Annotated in this window: 18 protein-coding genes; 17 read left to right on the top strand and 1 reads right to left on the bottom strand. The window is 34.8% G+C overall.

Annotation, left to right across the window (positions count from 1 at the left end):
* Positions 1–98: 98 nt before the first annotated feature.
* The 5 genes from rimP to AC4FQ3_RS07045 all read left to right on the top strand — a co-directional run bounded on the left by rimP (position 99) and on the right by AC4FQ3_RS07045 (position 5825).
* Complete coding sequence (rimP, locus tag AC4FQ3_RS07065; RefSeq protein ID WP_073394998.1) at positions 99–563, top strand: ribosome assembly cofactor RimP; 465 nt, start codon at positions 99–101, stop codon at positions 561–563.
* Between the two features lie 13 nt (positions 564–576).
* Complete coding sequence (nusA, locus tag AC4FQ3_RS07060) at positions 577–1830, top strand: transcription termination factor NusA (protein ID WP_042566274.1); 1254 nt, start codon at positions 577–579, stop codon at positions 1828–1830.
* A 48-nt stretch (positions 1831–1878) separates the two neighbouring features.
* Positions 1879–4764, top strand: coding sequence for a translation initiation factor IF-2 (infB, locus tag AC4FQ3_RS07055; protein ID WP_491181403.1), 2886 nt, complete (start codon positions 1879–1881; stop codon positions 4762–4764).
* A gap of 649 nt (positions 4765–5413) precedes the next feature.
* Complete coding sequence (locus AC4FQ3_RS07050) at positions 5414–5599, top strand: hypothetical protein (protein ID WP_491181402.1); 186 nt, start codon at positions 5414–5416, stop codon at positions 5597–5599.
* 25 nt (positions 5600–5624) lie between these two features.
* Positions 5625–5825 carry a hypothetical protein gene (locus tag AC4FQ3_RS07045; RefSeq protein ID WP_491181401.1) on the top strand — a complete coding sequence of 67 codons (201 nt, stop codon included), beginning with the start codon at positions 5625–5627 and terminating at the stop codon, positions 5823–5825.
* Between the two features lie 145 nt (positions 5826–5970).
* Here the strand turns inward: AC4FQ3_RS07045 and AC4FQ3_RS07040 are convergent, their stop codons facing one another.
* Positions 5971–6360: an SPOR domain-containing protein gene (locus AC4FQ3_RS07040; RefSeq protein ID WP_491181400.1), complete on the bottom strand. Its 390-nt coding sequence runs from the start codon at positions 6358–6360 to the stop codon at positions 5971–5973.
* A gap of 218 nt (positions 6361–6578) precedes the next feature.
* On the opposite strand from AC4FQ3_RS07040, the gene AC4FQ3_RS07035 reads away from it, so the two are divergent.
* The 12 genes from AC4FQ3_RS07035 to AC4FQ3_RS06980 form a co-directional block, all read left to right on the top strand.
* Positions 6579–7916: a c-type cytochrome gene (locus tag AC4FQ3_RS07035; protein ID WP_491181399.1), complete on the top strand. Its 1338-nt coding sequence runs from the start codon at positions 6579–6581 to the stop codon at positions 7914–7916.
* Positions 7917–7948: 32 nt separating this feature from the next.
* The gene (locus AC4FQ3_RS07030) at positions 7949–11008 is read left to right on the top strand and encodes a TAT-variant-translocated molybdopterin oxidoreductase (protein WP_491181398.1); all 3060 of its coding nucleotides are present in this window, start codon (positions 7949–7951) and stop codon (positions 11006–11008) included.
* A gap of 33 nt (positions 11009–11041) precedes the next feature.
* Complete coding sequence (nrfD, locus tag AC4FQ3_RS07025; RefSeq protein ID WP_042566279.1) at positions 11042–12442, top strand: NrfD/PsrC family molybdoenzyme membrane anchor subunit; 1401 nt, start codon at positions 11042–11044, stop codon at positions 12440–12442.
* Positions 12435–12959 carry a DUF3341 domain-containing protein gene (locus AC4FQ3_RS07020; protein WP_042566280.1) on the top strand — a complete coding sequence of 175 codons (525 nt, stop codon included), beginning with the start codon at positions 12435–12437 and terminating at the stop codon, positions 12957–12959. The genes nrfD and AC4FQ3_RS07020 overlap by 8 nt, the downstream gene beginning before the upstream one ends.
* Before the next feature lie 8 nt (positions 12960–12967).
* Positions 12968–13513 (top strand): c-type cytochrome, encoded by a 546-nt coding sequence (locus tag AC4FQ3_RS07015; protein WP_491181397.1) that lies wholly within the window; start codon positions 12968–12970, stop codon positions 13511–13513.
* Between the two features lie 27 nt (positions 13514–13540).
* Positions 13541–14935 carry a quinol:cytochrome C oxidoreductase gene (locus tag AC4FQ3_RS07010; protein WP_491181396.1) on the top strand — a complete coding sequence of 465 codons (1395 nt, stop codon included), beginning with the start codon at positions 13541–13543 and terminating at the stop codon, positions 14933–14935.
* 19 nt (positions 14936–14954) lie between these two features.
* Positions 14955–16151 (top strand): cytochrome c oxidase subunit II, encoded by a 1197-nt coding sequence (locus tag AC4FQ3_RS07005; RefSeq protein ID WP_491181395.1) that lies wholly within the window; start codon positions 14955–14957, stop codon positions 16149–16151.
* A gap of 32 nt (positions 16152–16183) precedes the next feature.
* Positions 16184–17989 carry a cytochrome c oxidase subunit I gene (locus tag AC4FQ3_RS07000; RefSeq protein WP_042566284.1) on the top strand — a complete coding sequence of 602 codons (1806 nt, stop codon included), beginning with the start codon at positions 16184–16186 and terminating at the stop codon, positions 17987–17989.
* A 197-nt stretch (positions 17990–18186) separates the two neighbouring features.
* Positions 18187–19209, top strand: coding sequence for a Holliday junction branch migration DNA helicase RuvB (gene ruvB / locus AC4FQ3_RS06995; RefSeq protein WP_042566285.1), 1023 nt, complete (start codon positions 18187–18189; stop codon positions 19207–19209).
* An 11-nt stretch (positions 19210–19220) separates the two neighbouring features.
* On the top strand, positions 19221–20567 hold the full coding sequence (locus tag AC4FQ3_RS06990) for a cytochrome P450 (protein WP_491181394.1): 1347 nt from the start codon (positions 19221–19223) through the stop codon (positions 20565–20567).
* Positions 20564–21490: a tRNA epoxyqueuosine(34) reductase QueG gene (gene queG / locus AC4FQ3_RS06985; protein WP_491181393.1), complete on the top strand. Its 927-nt coding sequence runs from the start codon at positions 20564–20566 to the stop codon at positions 21488–21490. The genes AC4FQ3_RS06990 and queG overlap by 4 nt, the downstream gene beginning before the upstream one ends.
* Positions 21491–22097: 607 nt before the next feature.
* On the top strand, positions 22098–25418 hold a 3321-nt coding region (locus AC4FQ3_RS06980; RefSeq protein ID WP_491181392.1), incomplete at its 3' end, for an HYR domain-containing protein.

Raw genomic sequence — 25418 nt, 5'->3', positions numbered from 1 at the left:
TATTTATTTTGATTTATAAAAAAAACACTATATTTGCACCGTTATTTATTAAAATCTAAATAATGAGGGGACTAAGTGTCCCCTCTTTTTATAAAATTATGACATTTAAAGAAAAAGTAAACGAACTAATTACAGAGGCTCTTCTGGAAAAGCCGTCAATCTTTTTGATTGATCTTGCTATTTCGGATTCTTTCAAAATTAGTGTAGGTTTAGATGGGGATAATGGAGTGGCGTTGCAGGATTGTATCGATATTAGTCGCGCAATCGAGAATAATCTGGATCGTGAAGAGCAGGATTTTTCGCTTGAAGTAGCATCTGTTGGAGTAGGATCGCCTTTGAAAATGACAAGACAATACAAGAAAAATGTAGGTAGAACGTTGATTGTTACTACAAAAACTGAAAAAATTGAAGCAGAATTAGTAGAAGCTAACGATGTTTTTATAATTTTGTCTTGGAAAGCAAGAGAACCGAAAAAAGTAGGAAAAGGAAAAGAAACAGTTCAAAAAGAGCAACAAATACCTTATACAGAAATTAAAGAGGCAATTGTTACAGTAACATTTTAATTAAAGAATTCGCATGGAAAATTTAGCATTAATCGATTCATTCTCAGAGTTTAAAGATAATAAACTTATTGATCGTGTAACGCTTATGGCAATTTTAGAGGACGTGTTTAGAAATGCATTGAAGAAAAAATACGGTTCTGATGACAACTTCGACATTATTATAAATCCTGATAAAGGGGATATGGAGATATGGAGAAGAAGAGTAATCGTTGCTGACGAAGATCTTGATTTTGAGAACGAAGAAATTACCTTGACTGAAGCAAGAATGATTGAAGCGGATTTTGAAATTGGTGAAGAAGTTTCTGAAGAAGTTAAATTGATCGATTTAGGAAGAAGAGCTATTTTGGCATTGCGTCAAAACTTAATATCTAAAATTCACGAACACGATAATACCAATCTTTACAAGCAATTTAAAGATATTATCGGTGATATTTATACTGCTGAAGTACACCACGTGCGCCCTAGAGTAGTTATCTTAGTAGATGATGAAGGAAACGAAATTGTGCTTCCGAAAGAAAAACAAATTCCATCTGACTTTTTCCGTAAAGGAGATAACGTTCGTGGAATTATTGAAAGCGTTGAATTAAAAGGAAATAAACCTCAAATTATCATGTCAAGAACTTCTGAAAAGTTCTTGGAAAAATTATTTGAACAAGAAATTCCGGAAGTATTCGACGGTTTGATTACAGTTAAAAATGTAGTGCGTATTCCTGGTGAAAAAGCAAAAGTAGCGGTAGATTCTTATGACGATAGAATTGACCCTGTTGGAGCTTGCGTAGGTATGAAAGGATCTCGTATTCACGGAATTGTTCGTGAATTAGGAAACGAAAATATCGACGTAATCAACTATACAAGCAATATTCAATTGTTTATTACGAGAGCATTAAGCCCTGCAAAAGTTTCTTCAATCAAAATTGATGAAGAAAACAAAAGAGCTGAAGTTTTCTTAAAATTAGAAGAAGTTTCTAAAGCAATTGGTAGAGGAGGTCACAATATTAAATTAGCAGGTCAGCTAACAGGTTACGAGTTAGATGTTATTCGTGAAGGAGATGTTGCAGGTGCAACGGCTGATGAAGACGATGTTGAATTAACAGAGTTTTCAGACGAAATCGAAGGCTGGGTAATTGAAGAATTTGCTAAAATAGGTTTAGATACTGCAAAAAGTATCTTAAAGCAAGAAGTAGAAGATTTAGTAAGAAGAACGGATTTAGAAGAGGAAACTATTCTTGACGTTATGAAAATACTAAAAGAAGAGTTTGATAGTTAGTTATCTGCTCTAACAACACAACGAAAAAGGTAATAATAAAAAGGTTATATGTCTGAAGAGAGAGTAATAAGAATAAACAAGGTTTTAAGGGAATTAAATATTTCGTTAGAAAGAGCTGTTGATTATCTAAAAGATAAGGGAATTGCTATTGATGCAAATCCAAATGCGAAAATTTCTGATAGCGAATTTAATATCCTACAAAGCCAATTTGCGGGCGATAAGGGGAATAAGGAAGCTTCTAAAGAGGTAGGAGAAGAAAAAAGAAAAGAAAAAGAAGCATTACGTGTTGAGCGTGAGAAAGAAATTGAAGACAAACGCAGACAGGACGAAGAGCGCCAAAAACAACAAGAGATTATCAAAGCGAGAGCTGTTGTAACAGGGCCTGTTCAAGTTGGTAAAATAGATTTAAATCCAAAGAAACCTGCAGTTGTTTCTACACCACCTGTTGAGGAACCGGCTAAAGTCGAAGAACCAAAGGTAGCTGTTACTCCAACTCAACCAGAAAAACCTGTTCAAAAAGAAATTGTACAGCCTGAGCCGCCTGTTGTAGCTCCTGTAGTTTCTGAAGAGAAAAAGGTTGAAAAACCTATTATTACAGAGAAAAAAGAAGTAAAAGCTGAAACTCCCAAAGTAGCATCAGAACCTGTTGTTTCAACAGATCCTGCAACGGCTGAGGAGACAATCACTACTCAATATCAAAAATTATCAGGAACTACCCTTACTGGGCAAACAATTGATTTATCTCAATTTAACAAGCCTAAGAAAAAGAAAGAAGATCCTAAGATAATACCAAATAAACCGGGTGCTCCGGGAGCTGGAAATAACGCTAACAAAAATAAGCGTAAAAGAATTGCTCCTAAGCCTGGAACTCCGGGTGCGCCAAAACCAGCAACTGGTAATGCGCCGGGAACACCAAATCCTAATAAAATTACTCCAAACACTGGTGGTGGAGGTTTTAATGCAAACAGAAGTGCAAGACCTGGTTTTGTAAAAGGAAACCGTCCGGCTATTGTTGCTAAAGTTGAGCCAACTGAAGAGGAAGTAAAAAACCAAATTAGAGAAACTCTTGAAAAACTTCAGGGTAAAGGTGGAAAATCAAAAGCAGCTAAATATAGAAGAGATAAAAGAGAAACGCACCGTCAGAAATCTGATGATGAGCAAAGAGCACTTGATGAAGGAAGTAAAACTATTAAAGTTACTGAATTTGTTACTGTAGGTGAAATTGCAATCATGATGGATGTGCCGATTACCAAAGTAATTGGAACTTGTATGTCTCTTGGTATCATGGTAACCATGAACCAACGTTTAGATGCTGAAACATTAACAATCGTAGCTGATGAATTTGGTTATGAAGTTGAATTCATTACTGTTGATATCGAAGAAGCTATTGAGGTAGTTGCAGATAAAGAAGAAGATTTAGTTGTTAGAGCACCAATCGTTACTGTAATGGGTCACGTCGATCACGGTAAAACATCTTTACTGGATTATATTCGTAAAGAAAATGTTATTGCAGGTGAGTCTGGAGGAATTACACAGCATATTGGAGCTTACGGAGTAACTCTTGATAACGGTCAAAAAATCGCATTCTTAGATACACCAGGTCACGAGGCGTTTACTGCTATGCGTGCACGTGGAGCTCAGGTTACCGATATTGCTATTATCGTTGTAGCTGCGGATGATGATATTATGCCACAAACAAAAGAAGCAATCTCTCATGCACAAGCAGCGGGAGTTCCAATTATATTTGCAATCAATAAAATTGATAAACCAAATGCTAATGTTGAGAAAATCAAAGAGCGTTTGGCTGGTATGAATTTACTTGTTGAAGATTGGGGTGGAAAAATTCAGTCACATGATATTTCTGCAAAAGTCGGAACAGGGGTAAAAGAATTATTAGAGAAGGTTTTATTAGAAGCTGAAATACTAGATTTAAAATCTAATCCAAACAAAGCGGCACAAGGAACAGTTGTAGAAGCTTTCTTAGATAAAGGAAAAGGATATGTATCAACAATTTTGGTTCAACACGGAACATTAAAAGTTGGAGATTATATGTTGGCTGGGAAACATCATGGTAAAATTAAAGCCATGCATGATGAAAGAGGGCATATCGTTATAGAAGCAGGTCCTTCGACTCCGGTATCTGTTTTAGGTCTTGATGGTGCGGCAACTGCAGGTGATAAGTTTAACGTTTTTGAAGATGAAAAAGAAGCAAAACAAATTGCATCAAAACGTTCTCAATTAATGCGTGAACAATCTGTACGTACACAACGACATATAACACTTGATGAAATTGGTCGTCGTATCGCTCTTGGTCAGTTTAAAGAATTAAACGTAATCCTTAAAGGAGACGTTGATGGATCTGTTGAAGCATTGTCAGATTCGTTCTCTAAACTTTCTACAGAAGAAATTCAAATTAATATTATCCATAAAGGAGTGGGGGCAATTACTGAAACTGATGTTATGTTGGCTTCTGCATCTGATGCGATTATTATTGGATTTAATGTTCGTCCTGCTGGAAATGCTCGACAACTTGCAGATAAGGAAGAAATCGATATCCGTTACTATTCTATTATCTATGCAGCGATAGATGACTTGAAAGATGCAATGGAAGGAATGTTGGCTCCTGAAATGAAAGAAGAAATTTTAGGAACTGCTGAAATTCGTGAGATTTTCAAAATTTCTAAAGTTGGATCGATTGCAGGTTGTATGGTGATGGATGGTAAAATTATGAGAACTTCTAAAATCAGAGTTATCAGAGATGGAGTAGTAGTGCATACGGGAGAACTTGTGGCCTTGAAACGTTTCAAAGATGATGTGAAAGAAGTTTCGAAAGGTTACGATTGTGGTATCCAGATTAAAGGTTATAATGACATTGAAGAAAGAGATGTTATTGAAGCATACCATGAAGTTGCTATCAAGAAAAAATTGAAATAAAATTGAAATATTTTTCAAATATAAAAATCCCGAGCCATCGGGATTTTTTTTTGTTTTATACTTTTTGAAATTGAATTTCTATGTTTCAGAGTTGTTTTTTATTCATTCTTTTATAATGGTGGCGTATTTTAAACAAGATGAAATCTAAATAGCTTTCAATTAGACATTGGTAATTAATTGTTTCAAATTATAATTACGCATAATTTTTAATGAATTATTGATTTCTTTGTGATAACATTTTTTGTTTTCTGATTGAAGAAATTTTGTTTTATTAATGAAAGTCTTAAATGAAAATTAGAATAATTCATACAATAAATACACTTATAAATAAAGGTTTTTAAATCTAATGCTATACGTGCCTTTACAAATATTGAGCAGTTAAAGGAAATTATGCCTGATTTGTTGTGCGGATATTTATCAGAAGACGAAATGCCAAATAGTTTAGTGTTGTTATCACCACCTCCGGAACTTAATTATGAGGCCTTCATACTTGACCTGGAGCATGCTAAAAAAGCAGTAGAATCTAAGATAGAATTCGTTTTATACAGGCGGCTAATGATGCAAATTTGTCATTTCCGGCTGCAGTTAAATCCTTTGAATCTACTTTAGGTATTAAAATTAGTGAGGAAAAAACACCCAAGCTTTATTTATGCGCAGAGTAATGACAGATGCCGGTTTGTCTACATATGCAGCTAAAAAACATTACAATCGAGAACGCCCTTTTGTTGTTAATAATTCTAAAACCTGTACTATGGAGCAAGAGGAAGTATTGTGTAAAATAGGTTCTTTTCCCTCTGGATACAGCCGTTGGCTGGACTTGGACATTGGTTTTTAGCGAAATTTTTCCCTATAGAGAAGAAATGATTTTAAAACGTGGATACGAGTTTGGTGAAAGTCGTGTCATTTGTAATGCGCATTGGTATAGTGATGTGGAAATGGGTAGGATTATGGGGAATGAAACCGTAAAGCGTCTTCGTTCTAATCAGGCTTTCCAAAGAGACTTTGAAGCAGTTAAAGAAGAAGTATTAGGAATAATAGAGCAAAGTAAAGAAAAAGAATAAAAATGATTAATCAGATTTAAAATAAATCAGGTAAATTTTGAAACAAAAAACAAAATTATTTTTATTTTGGGGAATCTTTAATATAAATTTATTTTTGTGATTTGGTCATAAAAAAAAGCAACTAATTAAGTTGCTTTTTTTATCATTACTTGGTTGGTTTTATTAGAAAAACACTTTTGTATTTTTTCTTAATCTCTACTAAATTTCGTTCAGCTTCTATTCTTGTTTTAAAATTTCCAACTAAAACTTTGTAGTTGGGAGTATTAAAAATTATAGTACCATCAATATCACTATATTCTCTTTTGAAATCACTCAAGGTCTTTTTTGCATCTTCGCTTTTTCCGCTGAATATTTGAATTTTATAAGTTTCGTTTGTGGTTAACGACGTGTTAATTTTACGCTTGTCATTTAATAATTGCTCAAATTTAGGGTCTTGATTTAGTGTTAAATTTTGGTCTTGTGCATTAATGTTATATGCTAAAGTTGTCATTATTAATGTTAAGAAAACTTTTTTTGAAGGAGTTAAAATTCTCATAATGTGATGGTTTTTATGCAAAAATAGGATTTAAAGTTTGTATTAAAAATTTTGATATTATTTAGAATTGATATAAATTGATATTTAAGAGTATTTTAAGGTTTTGAGAATAGTTCATAAGTCGTATTTTTGTGCAAGTTTTAAAAGAGGGTATAGATTTTTGCTTAATTAATACAGAAAAAATCATACCAAAAATTAGTAGATAATTATTATACTATATGAAAAAGGTGGGTAACCATAATTCGATCTCAAGAAAATTGCTGCTTAGCTTATCGCTAACACTTATTTTCTCCCTAACTTCATTTGCTCAAGATGCTGCTGCTGCTCCGGCGGCGCCTGAAGCTGCTGCTCCGGCTGCAACTGCAGGCGGTGATCCAGTAAAAGGGAAAGAACTTTTTAATGCAAATTGCGCTGCATGTCACAAACTAGATGCTAAATCGACAGGTCCTGCTCTACGAGGAGTTGCTGCTAAGCATGAAATGGCTTGGATCTACAAGTGGGTTCATAACAGTTCTGACATGATTAAGTCAGGTGATCCTGTTGCAGTAAAACTTTTTGAAGAAAACAACAAGTCTGTAATGACTTCTTTTCCTCAATTATCTGAAGGTGATATTGATAATATTATCGCTTATACTTCTGAAGAAAAAGCTGCGCCAGCTGCTGGTGCTCCTGGAACTGCTGCATTGCCAACAGGTGGTGTGCAGGAAGGAAGTGGAATTTCTAATAATATTATTTTAGGTGCTCTTGCTTTAGTAATGGCTATTTTGGTTGTCATGTTGTTCATGGTAAACAAAGTGTTAACTAAAGTTGCTAGTAACAATGGTATTGTAGTCGCTCCTAGAGAGGCTAGAACTCCAATCTGGAAAGCATTTGCTAAAAATCAATTTTTAGTATTGGTTACTTCTATATTTTTACTTTTGGCAAGTGGTTATTTTGTGTATGGATTTTTGATGCAGGTTGGTGTAGATCAAAACTATGAGCCAATTCAGCCAATTCACTATTCGCATAAAATTCATGCTGGAGATAACGAGATCAATTGTAAATATTGTCACTCTGCTGCACGTGTAAGTAAAAATGCAGGTATTCCTTCCTTAAATGTTTGTATGAACTGTCATAAAAACATTTCTGAAGTTGCTGAAACTACAGCTACTGCAGATCACAGTAAAGCATTTTACGATGGTGAAATTCAAAAGCTGTATGATGCTGTTGGTTGGGATAAAACTAAACAAGTATATACTGGAAAAACTAAGCCTGTAAAATGGGTTCGTATTCATAATTTACCTGATTTTGTATATTTCAATCACTCACAACACGTTTCTGTTGCAGGAGTTGAATGTCAGACTTGTCACGGTCCGGTACAAGAATTTGAAATCATGAAACAATATTCTAAATTAACAATGGGATGGTGCGTTGATTGCCATAGAAAAACTGATGTTAAGATGGAAGGAAACGCATACTATGATAAAATTCATGCTGAACTTTCTAAAAAATACGGTGTAGAAAAATTGACTGCAGCGCAAATGGGAGGTTTAGAATGCGGTAAATGCCACTATTAATCGAATTATTAAGATTTTAATATTTATATACAATGTCATCAAACAAAAAATACTGGAAAAGTGTTGAAGAACTAGAAAATAGTTCTATTGTTGAGGCGCTTAGAAATAACGAATTTGTTGAAGAAATTCCTACGGATGAATTCTTAGGAAATGCAGATGCTTTAGCTTCATCTGGAACTTCACGTCGTGACTTTTTAAAGTACGTAGGGTTTAGTACAGCAGCTGTTACACTTGCTGCCTGCGAAGGTCCTGTTCACAAGTCTATCCCTTATGTGTTACAACCGGAACAAATCATTCCTGGTGTTGCAGATTATTATGCAACTACTGTTTTTGATGGTTTTGATTTTGCTAACTTATTAGTAAAAACTCGTGAGGGTCGTCCAATTAAAATTGAAAACAATACTATTTCTGGAGCTAAATTTTCAGCCAATGCGAGAATTCATGCATCTATCTTAGCTTTATATGATAGTATGCGTTTGAAAGAACCTAAATTGGAAGGTAAAAATAGTAGCTGGTCTGCTGTTGACTTGAAAATTAAATCAAGTCTTGCTGATGCAAAAGCGAAAGGAGGACAAGTAGTGTTGTTGACTAATACTTTGGCGAGTCCATCTACTGAAAAATTAATAGCTGAGTTCATCGCTAAGAATCCTAATGCAAAACACGTTGTTTATGATGCGGTTTCTTCATCAGACGCATTAGATGCATTTGAGACTGTATATGGTGAAAGAGCTTTAGTTGATTATGATTTTTCAAAAGCTTCATTAATCGTTTCTGTTGGTGCTGATTTCTTAGGAGACTGGCAAGGTGGAGGATACGATGCTGGATATGCTCAGGGACGTATTCCTCAAAATGGAAAAATGTCTCGTCATTTTCAGTTTGAATCAAATATGACATTATCTGGAGCTGCTGCTGATAAGCGTGTCCCAATGACAACTGCTGATCAAAAACAAGCTTTAGTTCAAATATACAATATCGTTGCAGGTGCTTCTGTTCCGGTTACTTTAGAAGCTAAGTACAAAACAGAAGTAGTTAAAGCTGCCCAACAGTTAAGAGCCGCTGGTTCTAAAGGAGTTTTAGTATCTGGAATTGAAGATAAAAATGCTCAATTATTAGTTTTGGCTATCAATCAGGTATTGGCTAGTGAAGCTTATAATACAGCTGGTACAAGACAAATTAGAAAAGGTTCTAATGCAGTTGTATCTCAATTAATAAAAGATATGAATGCTGGAAGTGTTCATACTTTAATCATGAGTGGAATTAATCCTGTTTACACATTAGCTGATTCAGCTTCTTTTGTATCTGGATTGAAAAAAGTAAAAACTTCAGTTGCTTTCTCTTTAAAAGAGGATGAAACTGCTTCGATTACTACAATTGCTGCTCCTGCACCTCATTACTTAGAATCTTGGGGAGATGTTGAAATTACAAAAGGTACTTATAGTTTAACTCAACCAACTATTCGTCCTATATTTAATACAAAACAATTTCAAGATGTTTTATTGTCATTAAACGGAGTTTCTGGAAATTTCTATGATTACCTTAAAGTTAATTCAGCTGGTATTATTGTAGGTTCTTCTTGGAATAAAGTATTACATGATGGTATTTTTGTAATTGGCTCTGGTGCATTAGCTGCTGGTTCTTTTGATTATTCTGCTGCTGCAAATGCAGTTTCAAAATCAAAATCAACTGGTGACTTTGAATTAGTATTGTATACCAAAACAGGTATGGGAGACGGACAACATGCTAACAACCCATGGTTGCAAGAGTTTCCAGATCCAATCACAAGAGTTTCTTGGGATAACTATGTTACTGTTTCAAATGCAGATGCTAAAAAATTAGGCTTAACGAATGAAATTGTTGCTAACGGAGGTTTAAACGGAAGTTATGCTACAATTACTACTGCTGATGGTTCTAAATTAGAAAATGTGCCGGTAATTGTTCAGCCAGGACAAGCTATTGGAACAGTTGGTTTAGCTGTTGGTTATGGTCGTAAAGCGGCTTTGAAAGAAGAAATGCAAGTAGGTTTAAATGCTTACGCTTTATATAAAAACTTTAATAGTGTTCAGTCTGTTTCTATTGCGAAAGCAAATGGAGAGCATGAGTTTGCTTGTGTTCAGGGACAAAAAACATTAATGGGTAGAGGAGATATCATTAAAGAAACTACTTTAGAGATCTTCAATACTAAAGATGCTAAACACTGGAATGAGCAACCAATGGTATCATTAGATCACCAGGAGGTTGAAGCTACAACAGTCGATTTATGGGAATCATTTGATCGTTCTACAGGACATCACTTTAATCTTTCAATTGACTTAAATGCTTGTACAGGATGTGGAGCATGTGTTATTGCTTGTCATGCTGAAAACAACGTTCCTGTTGTTGGTAAAGCAGAAGTTAGAAGAAGCCGTGATATGCACTGGTTGCGTATTGACAGATATTATTCTTCTGAAAGTACTTTTGAAGGTGATAACGAAAGAAAAGAAAATATCGCTGGTTTATCTAGTTCATTATCTACATTTAATGAAATGGAAAAACCTGGAGATAATCCACAAGTTGCTTTCCAACCAGTAATGTGTCAACACTGTAACCACGCACCGTGTGAAACAGTTTGTCCGGTTGCTGCTACATCTCACGGTCGTCAAGGTCAAAACCATATGGCATACAACAGATGTGTTGGTACTCGTTATTGTGCAAACAACTGTCCTTATAAAGTACGTCGTTTCAACTGGTTCTTGTACAACAAAAACAGTGAATTCGATTACCACATGAATGATGATTTAGGTCGTATGGTATTAAACCCAGACGTAAACGTTCGTTCTCGTGGAGTTATGGAAAAATGTTCATTCTGTATCCAAAGTACACAAGCTGTTATTCTTGAGGCAAAACGTCAAGGTAGAGTTGTGGCAAAAGATGAATTCAACAATGCTTGTGCATGTTCTGCAGCTTGTTCATCTGGAGCAATGGTATTTGGAGATGTAAATGATAAAGAAAGCGCTGTTGCTAAATTAGCAGAAAGCGAAAGAATGTATCATTTATTAGAGCATGTTGGTACAAAACCAAATGTTTTCTATCACGTAAAAGTTAGAAATACTTAGTAAAATTATTAATAAGAAACAATATAAAGGATTATGTCGTCTCACTACGAAGCACCCATTAGAAAACCTTTAGTTATAGGTGATAAATCTTATCACGATGTAACTGTAGATGTAGCTGCACCTGTTGAAGGGCCTGCAAACAAACAATGGTGGATTGTATTTTCAATCGCATTAATAGCCTTCCTTTGGGGGTTAGGTTGTATAATTTACACCGTATCTACCGGTATCGGAACATGGGGATTAAATAAAACAGTTGGTTGGGCTTGGGATATCACGAACTTCGTTTGGTGGGTTGGTATTGGTCACGCTGGAACATTAATTTCTGCGGTATTATTACTTTTCCGTCAACGTTGGAGAATGGCTATTAACCGTTCTGCAGAAGCAATGACTATCTTCTCTGTTGTTCAGGCAGGTTTATTTCCAATTATTCACATGGGGCGCCCATGGTTGGCATACTGGGTTTTACCTATTCCAAATCAATTTGGATCTTTATGGGTAAACTTTAACTCGCCATTACTTTGGGACGTATTTGCAATTTCTACGTATCTTTCGGTATCATTAGTTTTTTGGTGGACTGGTTTATTACCTGACTTTGCAATGCTGCGTGACAGAGCAATAACACCTTTCAATAAAAGAGTATATTCTATCCTAAGTTTTGGGTGGAGTGGTAGAGCGAAAGACTGGCAGCGTTTTGAAGAAGTATCTTTAGTATTAGCAGGTTTGGCTACTCCTCTTGTACTTTCTGTACACACGATTGTATCGATGGACTTTGCTACTTCTGTAATTCCGGGATGGCATACAACAATTTTCCCTCCGTACTTCGTTGCTGGTGCGGTATTCTCAGGATTTGCGATGGTAAATACGTTGTTGATCGTTATGAGAAAAGTTTCTAATCTTGAAGCATATATTACATTACAACATATCGAATTGATGAATATCATTATCATGATTACAGGTTCTATTGTTGGTGTTGCATATATCACTGAGTTATTCGTAGCTTGGTACTCAGGTGTAGAGTATGAGCAATATGCTTTCTTAAACAGAGCTACCGGACCTTACTGGTGGGCATATTGGTCGATGATGACTTGTAACGTTTTCTCTCCACAATTTATGTGGTTCAAAAAACTAAGAACAAGTATCATGTTCTCATTTATTATTTCGATTGTAGTAAACATCGGAATGTGGTTTGAAAGATTCGTAATTATTGTTACTTCTTTACATAGAGATTACCTTCCATCTTCTTGGACAATGTTCTCACCAACATTTGTTGATATTGGAATTTTTATTGGAACAATTGGTTTCTTCTTTGTGTTGTTTTTATTATACTCTAGAACATTCCCTGTAATTGCTCAGGCGGAGGTTAAAACAATTTTGAAAGGAACAGGAGATAATTACATTAGAGAAAGAGCAAATAAAGATTCACATCATGAGTAATAAAGTAATATACGCCATTTATAATGACGATGATATTTTGATGGATGCAGTAAAGAAAACAAGAGCTGCTCATCATCATATTGAAGAAGTTTTTACTCCATTCCCAGTTCACGGATTGGATAAAGCTATGGGTTTAGCGCCAACAAGATTAGCAATTTGTTCTTTCTTGTATGGTTGCGTTGGTCTTTCTTTTGCAACATTCATGATGAGTTATATTATGATTCATGACTGGCCGCAAGATATTGGAGGAAAACCAAGTTTTAGTTATATCCAGAATATGCCATCTTTTGTGCCGATTATGTTTGAGTTGACAGTATTTTTTGCTGCCCACTTAATGGTCATTACTTTTTATATGAGAAGTAGATTATGGCCATTTAAACAGGCAGAAAATCCTGATGTAAGAACAACAGATGACCATTTCTTAATGGAAGTTGCTGTAAACGATAATGAAGCTGAACTAGTTTCTTTTTTCGAAGGTACAGGAGCTGTTGAAGTTAAAGTAATTGAAAAGAATTAATTGTAGCTATGAAAAGGATATATAAAATAACACTTTTAGTTGGTATAACTATTTTAGTTTCTTCTTGCCACAATAATTCGGCACCAAACTATCAGTATTTCCCAAATATGTATGAATCTGTTGCTTATGAGCCTTATACAGAAGCAAAAATATTTAAGGGAGGAAAAGAAGGACAACTTCCGGTAGAGGGAACTATTAACAGAGGTTTCGAACCTTATGAATATGAAAATTCAACAGCAGGTTACGAATTGGCAAAAGCTAATTTAAAATCTCCTTTGGATTCTATTGAAAGAAATTCAGGAAAAGGAAAAGAACTTTTCGAAATTTACTGTATTAGTTGTCATGGTGCAACTGGAAACGGTAAAGGTAAATTGGTGGAGAGAGAAAAATTTCTTGGAGTACCTAGCTATAAAGACAGAGTTATCACTGAAGGAAGTATCTTTCACGTTGAAACTTATGGTTTAAATGCAATGGGTTCACATGCAAATCAATTAAGTGCCCACGAACGTTGGTTAGTTGCTGACTATGTTCTAAAACTAAAAAGCCAATTATAATTGTTGAACAAACTGATCGTAATAGATATGTATACATTTTCAAGTAAATTAAAAACTTTTTCTATCATCCTAATGGCCGTTGGTATATTAGGAATTGGATATGGTTTTTTAACTGCTCCTAAAGATATTCAAGAAGTTGAAAAAATTCTTGCTGCAGATGCTCATGGTTCGCATGGTGTTGCACATGAAGAAACAGCAGAGACTTCCCATAAAGAAGCGGGACATCATGAAGCTGCGGAAGCTTCACACGAATCACATAAAGATGGTGAACATGCAGAAATTAGTGCTGCCGATGAGCATAAAGAACATTTAACACATGTATTGCACCAATTGCAAAATAAGCCTTGGTCTGCATTATATGTAGCTTGTATTTTCTTTTTGTTAATTTCTCTTGGAGTTTTAGCATTTTATGCTATTCAACAAGTGGCTCAGGCAGGTTGGTCTCCGGTTTTATTCAGAGTAATGCAGGGAATTACTGCTTACTTACCTGTAGCTTCAGTAATTTTCTTTTTAATTTTAGTTCTTTGCGGATTACATTTTAATCACATATTTGTATGGTTAGGTGAAGGAGTTACAGATCCTAAAAGTCCAAATTATGATGAAATTATTGCTGGTAAAGCAGGATATTTAAACTTTCCTTTTTGGATTGTTAGAGCGGGTATATTTTTATTAGGATGGAATTTATACCGTCACTATTCTAGAAAAAATTGCTTGGCTCAAGATGAAGCTAACGATGATTTAAATTACAAAAAGAACTTTAAATTATCTGCAGGATTCTTAGTATTCTTTATCGTATCTGAGTCTATCATGTCCTGGGATTGGATTATGTCTTTTGATCCACACTGGTTCAGTACCTTATTTGGATGGTATGTATTTGCTTCTTTCATTGTAAGCGCTATTACTACTATAGCATTAGTTACTATATATTTAAAATCTAAAGGATATTTAGAATATGTAAATACAAGTCACATACATGATTTAGCGAAATTTATGTTTGGCTTTAGTATTTTCTGGACATACTTATGGTTCTCTCAGTTTATGTTGATCTGGTATGCGAATATACCTGAAGAGGTAACTTATTTTATCACAAGAATTCAATTATATAACTTGCCTTTCTTTGGAGCAGTTGTTATGAATTTTGTTTTCCCATTATTGATTTTAGTTAATACTGACTTTAAACGTTTAAGCTGGGTTATTGTAATGGCTGGTGTTGTTATCTTATTAGGTCACTATGTGGATTTCTTTAATATGGTTATGCCTGGTACAGTTGGAGATAAATGGTTTATTGGAGTTTCTGAAATTGCATCTATTCTTTTCTTCCTGGGATTGTTTATTTTTGTAGTATTTACTGCATTGACTAAAGCTCCTCTGTTAGCAAAAAGAAATCCTTTCATAGAAGAAAGTAAACATTTTCATTATTAATATTTAAAGAAATAAACAGATGACAAGTTTGTTGGTAATTATAGTTTTAGTTTTATTAGCAGTTGCATTATGGCAATTGACCAAGATATTTGATCTTACTCAGGTAGGGTCTTCTTCGGACGATTCTCAGGTTGCATCAGATAATGATAATAATATTCAGGGGTATGTTATGTTTGGCTTCTTGGCATTCATATATATATTTACAATTTATGGTTTACTAAAATGGGGTGGTTTAGCGCTTCATACGCCTGCTTCAGAGCATGGACTTTTAGTAGATAATTTAATGAATATTACTTGGGTTTTAATTTTCGTAGTTCAATTTATTACTCAGGGTTTATTATATTGGTTCTCTTTCAAAAACAGAGGTCATAAAGATAAAAAAGCATTATTCTTTGCTGATAGTAATAAATTAGAAGCAATCTGGAGTATAATTCCATCTGTAGTTTTAGCATGTTTAATTCTTTATGGATTGTATGCATGGAACAATATTATGTTTGTTGATAAAGATGAAGATGTAATAGAAATCGAATTATATGCTCAACAATTTAAATGGACTGCAAGATATGCAGGTCAGGATAACGTTTTAGGAAAAGCTAACGTTCGTTTAATCGAAGGTATTAATACTTTGGGTGTTGATATGTCTGATCCGAATGCTCAGGATGATATTATTGTTTCTGAATTGCATATTCCAAAAGGTAAAAAAATTCATTTCAAAATGCGTTCTCAAGACGTATTACACTCAGCTTATATGCCTCACTTTAGAGCGCAAATGAACTGTGTACCTGGAATGGTTACTGAGTTTGCTTTCATTCCAACTTACACAACTGCTGAATACAGAGAGTTGCCATTTATGGTTGAGAAAGTTTCAAACATAAACAAACTTCGATCTGAAAAAAGCACAGAGTTAGTTGCAAAAGGTGGAACAGCTTTAGATCCTTATACATTTGATTATTTATTATTATGTAATAAAATTTGTGGAGCTTCTCACTACAACATGCAAATGAAAGTTGTTGTTGATACTCCGGAAGATTATAAAAAATGGTTAAGTGAAAAAACTACTTTAGCTCAGGATATTAAAGCGGCTGCTGCTGCTGAAAAGCCAGCTGAAGGAGCAGGAGCTACTACTACAGATAGTGCAAGTACTATTGCTAAAGATACTGTAAAAGCGGTTATCGATACTGTAAAAGCAGCTGTAGCTAAAGTTGCTATGAAATAATATTTATTTAAGAAAATTTAAAGTACACATATATGTCAGCAGAAGCGCACGATCACGATCACGGACACGATCATCACGAGCACGAACATCATCATAAAGACACGTTCATTACTAAATACATCTTTAGTATTGATCATAAAATGATTGCTAAGCAATACTTGATTACAGGTATTATCATGGGTATTATTGGTATTGCAATGTCCTTGCTTTTCAGAATGCAATTAGCATGGCCAGAGGAGTCTTTTAAAATTTTTAATGTTTTATTAGGAGACAAATTTGCACCAGATGGTGTAATGGCAAATGATATTTATCTGGCTTTAGTAACAATTCACGGTACCATCATGGTATTCTTTGTACTAACGGCTGGTTTGAGTGGAACATTCAGTAACTTACTTATTCCACTTCAAATTGGTGCACGAGATATGGCTTCGGGATTCATGAATATGATTTCATATTGGTTGTTTTTCTTGTCTGCTGTAATAATGTTGTCTTCATTATTTGTTGAAGCTGGTCCAGCTTCTGCAGGTTGGACAATTTATCCACCATTAAGTGCTTTACCACAAGCTATTCCGGGTTCTGGAACAGGTATGACTTTATGGTTAGTTTCAATGGCTATCTTTATTGCATCTTCTTTAATGGGATCTTTAAATTACATTGTTACTGTAATCAACTTAAGAACTAAAGGAATGTCTATGACTAGACTTCCTCTTACAATCTGGACATTTTTCGTAACAGCTATTATTGGTGTTATTTCGTTTCCAGTATTATTATCAGCTGCATTATTATTAATTTTTGATAGAAGTTTTGGTACTTCATTTTTCTTGTCAGATATCTATATTGCAGGAGAGGTTTTACACTATCAAGGTGGTTCTCCAGTTTTATTCGAACACTTATTCTGGTTTTTAGGTCACCCTGAGGTTTATATTGTAATCTTACCAGCAATGGGACTTGTTTCTGAAATTATGGCTACGAACTCTCGTAAACCAATCTTCGGATACAGAGCGATGATTATGTCTGTTCTTGCAATTGCATTTTTATCAACTATTGTTTGGGGTCATCACATGTTTATTTCAGGTATGAATCCTTTCTTAGGATCTGTATTTACTTTTACAACTTTATTGATTGCAATTCCATCTGCTGTAAAAGCATTTAACTGGATTACAACTTTATGGAAAGGTAACTTACAATTCAACCCTGCAATGTTATTCTCTATCGGGATGGTTTCTACTTTCATTACTGGAGGTTTAACAGGAATCATTTTAGGAGATAGTACTTTAGATATTAACGTTCATGATACTTACTTTGTAATTGCTCACTTTCACTTAGTAATGGGTATCTCTGCACTTTACGGAATGTTTGCTGGTATTTACCACTGGTTCCCTAAAATGTACGGAAGAATGCTGAATAAAAACTTAGGTTATATTCACTTTTGGGTAACAGCAGTTTGTGCTTACGGAGTATTCTTCCCAATGCACTTTATTGGATTAGCTGGTTTACCAAGACGCTATTATACAAACACAAACTTCCCATTATTTGATGATTTGCAAAATGTGAATGTTTTAATTACAACATTTGCTCTTGTGGGAGGTGCGTTCCAATTAGTATTCTTGTACAACTTCTTTAGTAGTATTTTCTATGGTAAGAAAGCTGTTCAAAATCCATGGAGATCAACAACATTAGAGTGGACAACTCCAGTAGAACATATTCACGGTAACTGGCCAGGTGAAATTCCTCATGTATACCGTTGGCCGTACGACTACAGTAACCCAAATCATGATGTAGATTTTGTTCCTCAAAATGTACCAATGAAAGAAGGTGAAGAAGTTTTACACCACTAAAAATAATAAAGAAAGGTCATCTGAAAAGATGGCTTTTTTTGTTTTTGGCAATTAGTATTTAGCTGAAAATTTCAATTACGGAAATGTTCTCAATTGTTGGAGTTGGGAATTTAGATATTAGGATTTGTTCCTGAAATTCTGAATTTTATTAAAAATTATCTGTTTTACAAACTGATTACTTTGTCTATCTTTGTAAAATGAATGAAAATCTGGATCCTACAACAAAAGGATATAACCCTGAAGAACTAGATCTTGAAAAAAGATTGCGTCCGCTGTCATTTGATGATTTTGCCGGACAGGACCAAGTTTTAGAAAATTTAAAAGTTTTTGTGGCAGCCGCTAATCAACGTGGAGAAGCACTTGACCATACACTTTTTCACGGACCTCCGGGATTAGGTAAAACCACTTTAGCTAATATTTTAGCAAATGAATTGGAAGTAGGTATTAAAATAACTTCAGGTCCTGTTTTGGATAAACCAGGAGATTTGGCGGGTTTATTAACAAATCTTGATGAAAGAGATGTTTTATTTATTGACGAGATTCATCGTTTAAGTCCAATTGTAGAAGAGTATTTATATTCGGCTATGGAAGACTTTAAAATTGATATTATGATTGAATCTGGCCCTAATGCAAGGACAGTGCAAATTAATTTGAATCCTTTTACATTAATTGGGGCAACAACAAGATCTGGATTGTTAACGGCTCCAATGCGTGCCCGTTTTGGAATTTCATCACGACTACAATATTATACTACTGAACTTTTGACGACAATTGTTGAGAGAAGTGCTTCGATATTAAAAATGCCAATTTCGCTTGAAGCGGCAATTGAAATTGCTGGACGAAGCCGTGGTACACCTCGTATAGCAAATGCATTATTAAGAAGAGTTCGTGACTTTGCACAAATAAAAGGGAACGGTACTATTGATATTGAAATTGCACGTTACGCACTTAAAGCATTAAATGTGGATGCACATGGTCTTGATGAAATGGACAATAAAATTTTGTTGACCATCATTAATAAATTTAAAGGTGGACCTGTCGGCCTTTCAACTTTAGCGACTGCTGTTTCTGAAAGCAGTGAAACAATTGAAGAGGTTTATGAACCATTCCTTATCCAGGAAGGGTTTATTATGCGAACACCACGTGGACGTGAAGTAACTGATAAAGCGTATAAGCATTTGGGAAAAATAAACACTAACATTCAGGGCGGATTGTTTTAATTCTGTTTAAAATGTCTGAGAATAAAAAATATAATTACCCTAACCGACTTTCAATATTTAGATTTTTTTTGGATGCTGAAGGAGTGCGTAAAAACCCTATTCCTTTTCATAAAAGATATTTTGATAAGTTTGGAGATTCTTTTTCTTTAAAAATTGGCTTTTCAAAGCATATAATTTTATCCAGAGATAACGAAGTTGCCCAATATATTTTACAAAAAAATCAGAAGAACTATCATAAATCTAAGTTTCAGTCTGTTTATCTTTCTAAATATTTAGGAAAAGGGCTTTTAACTGTTGACGGTGATTTCTGGCTGAAACAAAGAAGACTTATTCAACCCGCATTTCATAAGCAAAAAATGAATCAGTTAGTTGAAAATATGAATCAAACAATTGTTTTAGAGCTTGATGATTTAATTGAGGAAAAAGCTGTTGATCTTTTTCCAATTATGAGCCAGTTGGCCTTTAATGTTGTTGCTAAGTCTCTTTTCGAACTTTCAATTTCAGAGGAAAAATTAATTCGCATTAAATATATTATCGAAGAAGTGCAGAATTTTTTAATCAAAGAAATTAGGCTTCCTCATAAAGCCTGGTGGTTTTCTGTAACAGGTCAGGTTAAGAAACATCTTGAATTGGCAGAGGAGAACAATAGTATTATTCGGGAGATTGTTGAGGAGAGAGGCAAATCTAAAGAAGATATTAATGATTTACTTAATATGCTTTTAGAAACGCGATATGAAGATACAGGTGAAGGAATGTCTGTAAAACAATTGGTTGATGAGATTAAAGTCCTATTTATTGCCGGTCATGAAACTACCGCAAATGCATTAACTTTCACTCTTTATCTTTTGGGAATAAATCCTAAGATACAACAGAAAGTTTTAGATGAAATTACAGCTATTGAATCTCAAACGGAAAATATTGTTGAGCAGCTTCAGAAAATGACTTATACAAATGCGGTTTTAAATGAGGCTATGCGTTTATATCCACCAGCCTGGATTACTGATAGGGGAAATGTTGAAGATGATAATTTAGCTGGTTATAATATAAAGAAAGGAACATTAATTGGGGTTTCTTTTTATGAATTGCACCGAAATCCAAAGTATTGGGAAAATCCGGATGAATTTATACCAGAAAGATTTCTGGGAGAACAGAAGAAACAGTCAATGCAATATTTTTATCCATTTGGAGCAGGGCCCAGAATGTGTATTGGAGCTGGATTTGCTATTTATGAAATGTGTTTGACGATTTCTAATTTAGTAAAAAGATACAATATTACATCTGTTAATAGTGAAATACAGCTCAATCCACTGATTACATTGAAGCCTGTTGGAGTAAAAGTCTTATTCTCTAAAAGATGACAATTAATGCTAAAGAAACATATTCAAAGTTTATAAAAGCTGAGGCGAAAAGGCTTGGGTTTCTTTCTTGTGGTATTTCCAAAGCCGGATTTTTAGAAAAAGAAGCGCCCCGACTTGAAAACTGGTTAAAGAATAACAGTCATGGTCAAATGGCTTATATGGAAAACCATTTTGACAAACGATTAGATCCTACTTTATTGGTTGATGATGCTAAGAGTGTTGTTTCGCTTTTATTAAATTATTATCCTGAAGAATCTCAAACTCAGGAAAGTTTCAAAATCTCCAAATATGCTTATGGACAGGATTATCATTTTGTTATCAAGGAGAAACTAAAGGAATTCCTTTTTTCGATTCAGGAAAATGTTGGAGATGTTTCCGGTCGTGCCTTTGTCGATTCTGCTCCGGTTCTCGATAAAGCCTGGGCAGCTAAGAGCGGTTTGGGCTGGATTGGAAAAAACAGCAATCTTATAACTCAAAAGGTAGGTTCTTTTTACTTTATTGCAGAGCTTATTCTCGATTTAGATCTTGAATATGACTATGCCACTACAGATCACTGCGGTTCTTGTACAGCCTGCATTGATGCTTGTCCTACACAAGCTATCGTTGCTCCTCATGTTGTTGACGGCAGCAAATGTATTTCATATTACACCATCGAATTGAAAGAAAATATTCCGAATGATATGAAAGGTAAATTTGATGAGTGGATGTTTGGATGTGATACTTGCCAGGATGTTTGTCCCTGGAATAGATTCTCAAAATCGCATTCTGAACCATTATTTAATCCTAATCCTGATTTGCTTTCTTTTACTAAAAAAGACTGGATTGAAATTACAGAAGAAACTTTTCGTACTGTTTTTAAAAATTCTCCTATTAAGAGAACAAAATTTGATGGTTTAAAACGAAATATTAAGTTTCTTGAATAAAATTTATTTTTTATTCTGCTCATTTATAAGCTTTTATTCTTTCTTTTTATTTTTTCTGTTTATTTTTTTTGAATAACATTCAGGATCTAGCTGTGAAAAAGTTGTAGGTTATTTTTGTTTTGTAAAAGTATATAATTATTTGATTTATAAGTGATTATAAAATATTTCTTATTGTAGTTTTGTAAGATTGTTTTATGATTTTGTCATCTTTTTGCTCAAAAACAAAATATTTGATAAAAATTTAAGAATTTTCTCCGCTATTATTATCAAATAGTTAATTTTTATACAGGTTCAGGTTAATTTTTGTTGATAAAAAGTGTTATTCAACGTTTATCTTGGTAGTTTGTCGACGAAAGTATTTAGTATAGAGGACTTTATATAATTTCGCGACTCCAAAACTACTAATTTAATCCAAAGACAATTTTAGTCTTGAGCCTATAAATACTAATGGTCCAAACACTACTTTCTTTTTGCATTGATTTTGACAAATCTTTTAAGAGATCTTCAAAATCCATTTCCTTTCTTTTATCGTATCTGTCCTATATGTTGAAGATCTCGTTTGATTTTTCAACTTCTAATATTTCTATTATTCAAATTACAATTGTCTATGCGTAACTTTACTCTTAGAAAGTTTAATTCAATTAAACTACTTGCTTTTATTTTATTTTTAATGATTAGCTATAATGCCTCAGCTCAATTTTATACTAAGCATTATATAGCGCCAGCGCCTTGGCAGTATTTTAGTAAAGCAAATGAAATTGTTATTGCGACGAATTCAACAGCAACTGTAAATATTACCGTTTCAAAAAGTGATGGTACAGTTGTAACAACACTTATAGCTTCAAAAGGAGCACCTGCAATATATAGATTTGCCGGTAAACCGAGTGCAGCTCCTGCTTTTGCATTTAATACAGTTTTAAATGCTGCAGGATTAATCGTTACGGGTAGTGCGCCGATATCTATTAATTTACGAAACGTAGCTTCTGATGCTTTAGGTGGTGATGGATCTGATCAGGATATTAAAGGAAATGCAGCATTGACTAGTTTTGGTGATGCCGGAATTGGGATAAGATTTAGAGTTGGATATTACAGAGATGGTTCTCTTGGAAATTTCAATAATTACGGTGATCAACGTCCGATTTATAGTGTAATGGCAATTACAAACGGTACAACCGTAACAATTGGAGGTGTTATAACAGCAACTTTAAATGCAGGACAAAGTTATTTATTCAAAGCAACAATTGGAACTTTAGTAGAAACTTCAAACCCGAGTGTTATGAATACTTCTGCTTTTATCGATACACCAAATGGTTGTGGAGATGGAGCTTTTAATCAAATTCCGCCAGAAGCAGTTTTAGGTTCAGAATATTTTATAGAAAGAGGAAAAGGAAACGATACGGCAGAACAAACTACTGTAATTGCAACTAAACCCAATACAAAAGTTATTGTAGATACTTATTCGGTAACCGGTGCTTTGGTATCTACAAAAACAACAACATTAGCAACAGCGGGTAGCTTTTTTACCTTTTTGAATGGTGTTTCCGGAGCTAATTTTTCAGCTTCAAGAGTTTCTGCAGATAACAATGTTGTTGTTTATTCAGGAACAGCTCAATCTTGTGAAGTTGATATTTCGACGATTGCTCCGGTCTCAGAATGTGGAGGGTCTAAATTTATAGAAACAGCAAAATTTAGAAATTACGGTACAGGTTCATTGCCTTATTTTGGATATGTTCTTTTAAAAGATGCCGTATCAAAAGTATATGTTAATGGTGTAGATATTGAAACAAAATCAGGAGTTTCAGCACGTCATCAATTGGGAGCAACAGGATGGTATTTAATTAATTTTGAAGATACTCAAATCGGAAGCCCGGATGTTCTTTCCATATCTAGTGATGCTAAATTAACAGTTTCGATTGTACAACAAGGCGGAGGATTCTCTATGGCAGGTTTCTTTTCGAATTTTGCTGTTCAGCCAGAAGATCCAACTTTGTCTTACATTGCAGGAGGTGGTTGTACAAATAGTACAGCTATATTGTCAACACCAACCGGATTTGTTCCATACCAATGGTATTTTAATGGTACTGCAATATCAGGTGCTACCTCAAATACCTACACAGCAACTAAAACGGGTTCTTATTCTGTAGCTTCAACTTTAACATGTGGAGCTCAAACACAATCAAAGCCTGTATCCGTTACTTTGTGCACAGATTTGGGTGTTACAAAAACAGTAGACAATGCAACACCATGTGTGGGATCGAATGTAGAATTTACAGTAACCTTATCCAATTTAGGAGTAAATAATGCTACAGGAGTTTCTGTAAATGATTTGCTTCCTACAGGATATACTTTTGTGAGTTCAACACCATCCGTAGGAACTTATAATTCAGGAACAGGAGTTTGGAGTATTGGAGATATAAACGGAGGCATAGCTGTAACATTAAAAATTGTTGCCAAAGTAAATGCTAGTGGAGCTTATACTAATACTGCAATAATTCCGGCATCTGTTCCGGATACTAATTCAGCAAATAATTCGGCTAGTATTTCAACAACGCCAAATCCTTTGCCAACAGCTTCAATAAACGGAACATTAACAGCATGTTATACAACTACATTGACAGCGGTTACCAATGCTGGTTCTCCAGCATATGTTTGGTATAAAGATAACGTCGTAATTTCAGGACAAATATCATCTACACTAGTTGTTACAGTTGATGGAGACTATAAAGTTAAAGTCACCAATACAGCTACAACTTGCGAAAATACTTCTGCAGTTTCAACGGTTAAAGTTAGTGATACCCAAAAACCAACAATTACCTGTCCGTCGAATGTTACGGCTGTAGCCGATGCCAATTCATGTACTGCTACGGGAGTTGTTTTGGGAACACCAACAACAACGGACAATTGCACAGGAACAATCACAGTTAGCAATAATACACCATCAAGTTTCCCAATCGGAATTACTACGGTGACTTGGACAGCAAAAGATGCTGCAGGAAATACGCAAACGTGTACACAAACGGTAACAGTAAGCGATACCCAAAAACCAACAATCACCTGTCCGTCGAATGTTACGGCTGTAGCCGATGCCAATTCATGTACTGCTACAGGAGTTGTTTTAGGAACACCAACAACAACTGATAACTGCACAGGCACAATCACAGTTACTAATAATGCACCATCGAGCTTTCCAATCGGCGTTACAACAGTAACCTGGACAGCAAAAGATGCTTCGGGAAATACACAAACGTGTACACAAACGGTAACAGTTAGCGATACCCAAAAACCAACAATTACCTGTCCGTCAAATGTTACGGCTGTAGCCGATGTTAATTCATGCGCTGCTACGGGAGTTGTTTTAGGAACTCCAACAACAACGGACAACTGCACAGGCACAATCACAGTTACCAATAATGCACCATCAAGTTTTCCAATCGGAATTACTACCGTTACCTGGACAGCAAAAGATGCTGCAGGAAATACACAAACGTGTACACAAACGGTAACAGTTAGCGATGCCCAAAAACCAACAATTACCTGTCCGTCGAATGTTACGGCTGTAGCCGATGCCAATTCATGCGCTGCTACGGGAGTTGTTTTAGGAACTCCAACAACAACGGACAACTGCACAGGGACAATCACAGTTACCAATAATGCACCATCAAGTTTTCCAATTGGAATTACTACGGTGACCTGGACAGCAAAAGATGCTGCAGGAAATACGCAAACGTGTACACAAACAGTAACAGTTAACGATATCCAAAAACCAACAATTACCTGTCCGTCGAATGTTACGGCTGTAGCCGATGCCAATTCATGTACTGCTACAGGAGTTGTTTTAGGAACACCAACAACAACTGATAACTGCACAGGCACAATCACAGTTACTAATAATGCACCATCGAGCTTTCCAATCGGCGTTACAACAGTA

The organism is Flavobacterium sp. AK-345 (genome assembly GCF_058310175.1).
The sequence above is the reverse complement of the archived record's forward strand: the minus strand, read 5'-3'. Positions and strand labels throughout refer to the sequence as shown.

Coding starts and splice junctions, on each gene's coding strand:
- AC4FQ3_RS07010 (WP_491181396.1), top strand. CDS start 13,541: ATGTATACATTTTCAAGTAAATTAAAAACTTTTTCTATCATCCTAATG.
- AC4FQ3_RS07040 (WP_491181400.1), bottom strand. CDS start 6,360: ATGAGAATTTTAACTCCTTCAAAAAAAGTTTTCTTAACATTAATAATG.
- AC4FQ3_RS07050 (WP_491181402.1), top strand. CDS start 5,414: ATGCGCAGAGTAATGACAGATGCCGGTTTGTCTACATATGCAGCTAAA.
- AC4FQ3_RS07045 (WP_491181401.1), top strand. CDS start 5,625: ATGATTTTAAAACGTGGATACGAGTTTGGTGAAAGTCGTGTCATTTGT.
- AC4FQ3_RS07030 (WP_491181398.1), top strand. CDS start 7,949: ATGTCATCAAACAAAAAATACTGGAAAAGTGTTGAAGAACTAGAAAAT.
- AC4FQ3_RS07015 (WP_491181397.1), top strand. CDS start 12,968: ATGAAAAGGATATATAAAATAACACTTTTAGTTGGTATAACTATTTTA.
- AC4FQ3_RS07035 (WP_491181399.1), top strand. CDS start 6,579: ATGAAAAAGGTGGGTAACCATAATTCGATCTCAAGAAAATTGCTGCTT.
- queG (WP_491181393.1), top strand. CDS start 20,564: ATGACAATTAATGCTAAAGAAACATATTCAAAGTTTATAAAAGCTGAG.
- AC4FQ3_RS06990 (WP_491181394.1), top strand. CDS start 19,221: ATGTCTGAGAATAAAAAATATAATTACCCTAACCGACTTTCAATATTT.
- AC4FQ3_RS07000 (WP_042566284.1), top strand. CDS start 16,184: ATGTCAGCAGAAGCGCACGATCACGATCACGGACACGATCATCACGAG.
- AC4FQ3_RS07020 (WP_042566280.1), top strand. CDS start 12,435: ATGAGTAATAAAGTAATATACGCCATTTATAATGACGATGATATTTTG.
- rimP (WP_073394998.1), top strand. CDS start 99: ATGACATTTAAAGAAAAAGTAAACGAACTAATTACAGAGGCTCTTCTG.
- nrfD (WP_042566279.1), top strand. CDS start 11,042: ATGTCGTCTCACTACGAAGCACCCATTAGAAAACCTTTAGTTATAGGT.
- infB (WP_491181403.1), top strand. CDS start 1,879: ATGTCTGAAGAGAGAGTAATAAGAATAAACAAGGTTTTAAGGGAATTA.
- AC4FQ3_RS07005 (WP_491181395.1), top strand. CDS start 14,955: ATGACAAGTTTGTTGGTAATTATAGTTTTAGTTTTATTAGCAGTTGCA.
- ruvB (WP_042566285.1), top strand. CDS start 18,187: ATGAATGAAAATCTGGATCCTACAACAAAAGGATATAACCCTGAAGAA.
- nusA (WP_042566274.1), top strand. CDS start 577: ATGGAAAATTTAGCATTAATCGATTCATTCTCAGAGTTTAAAGATAAT.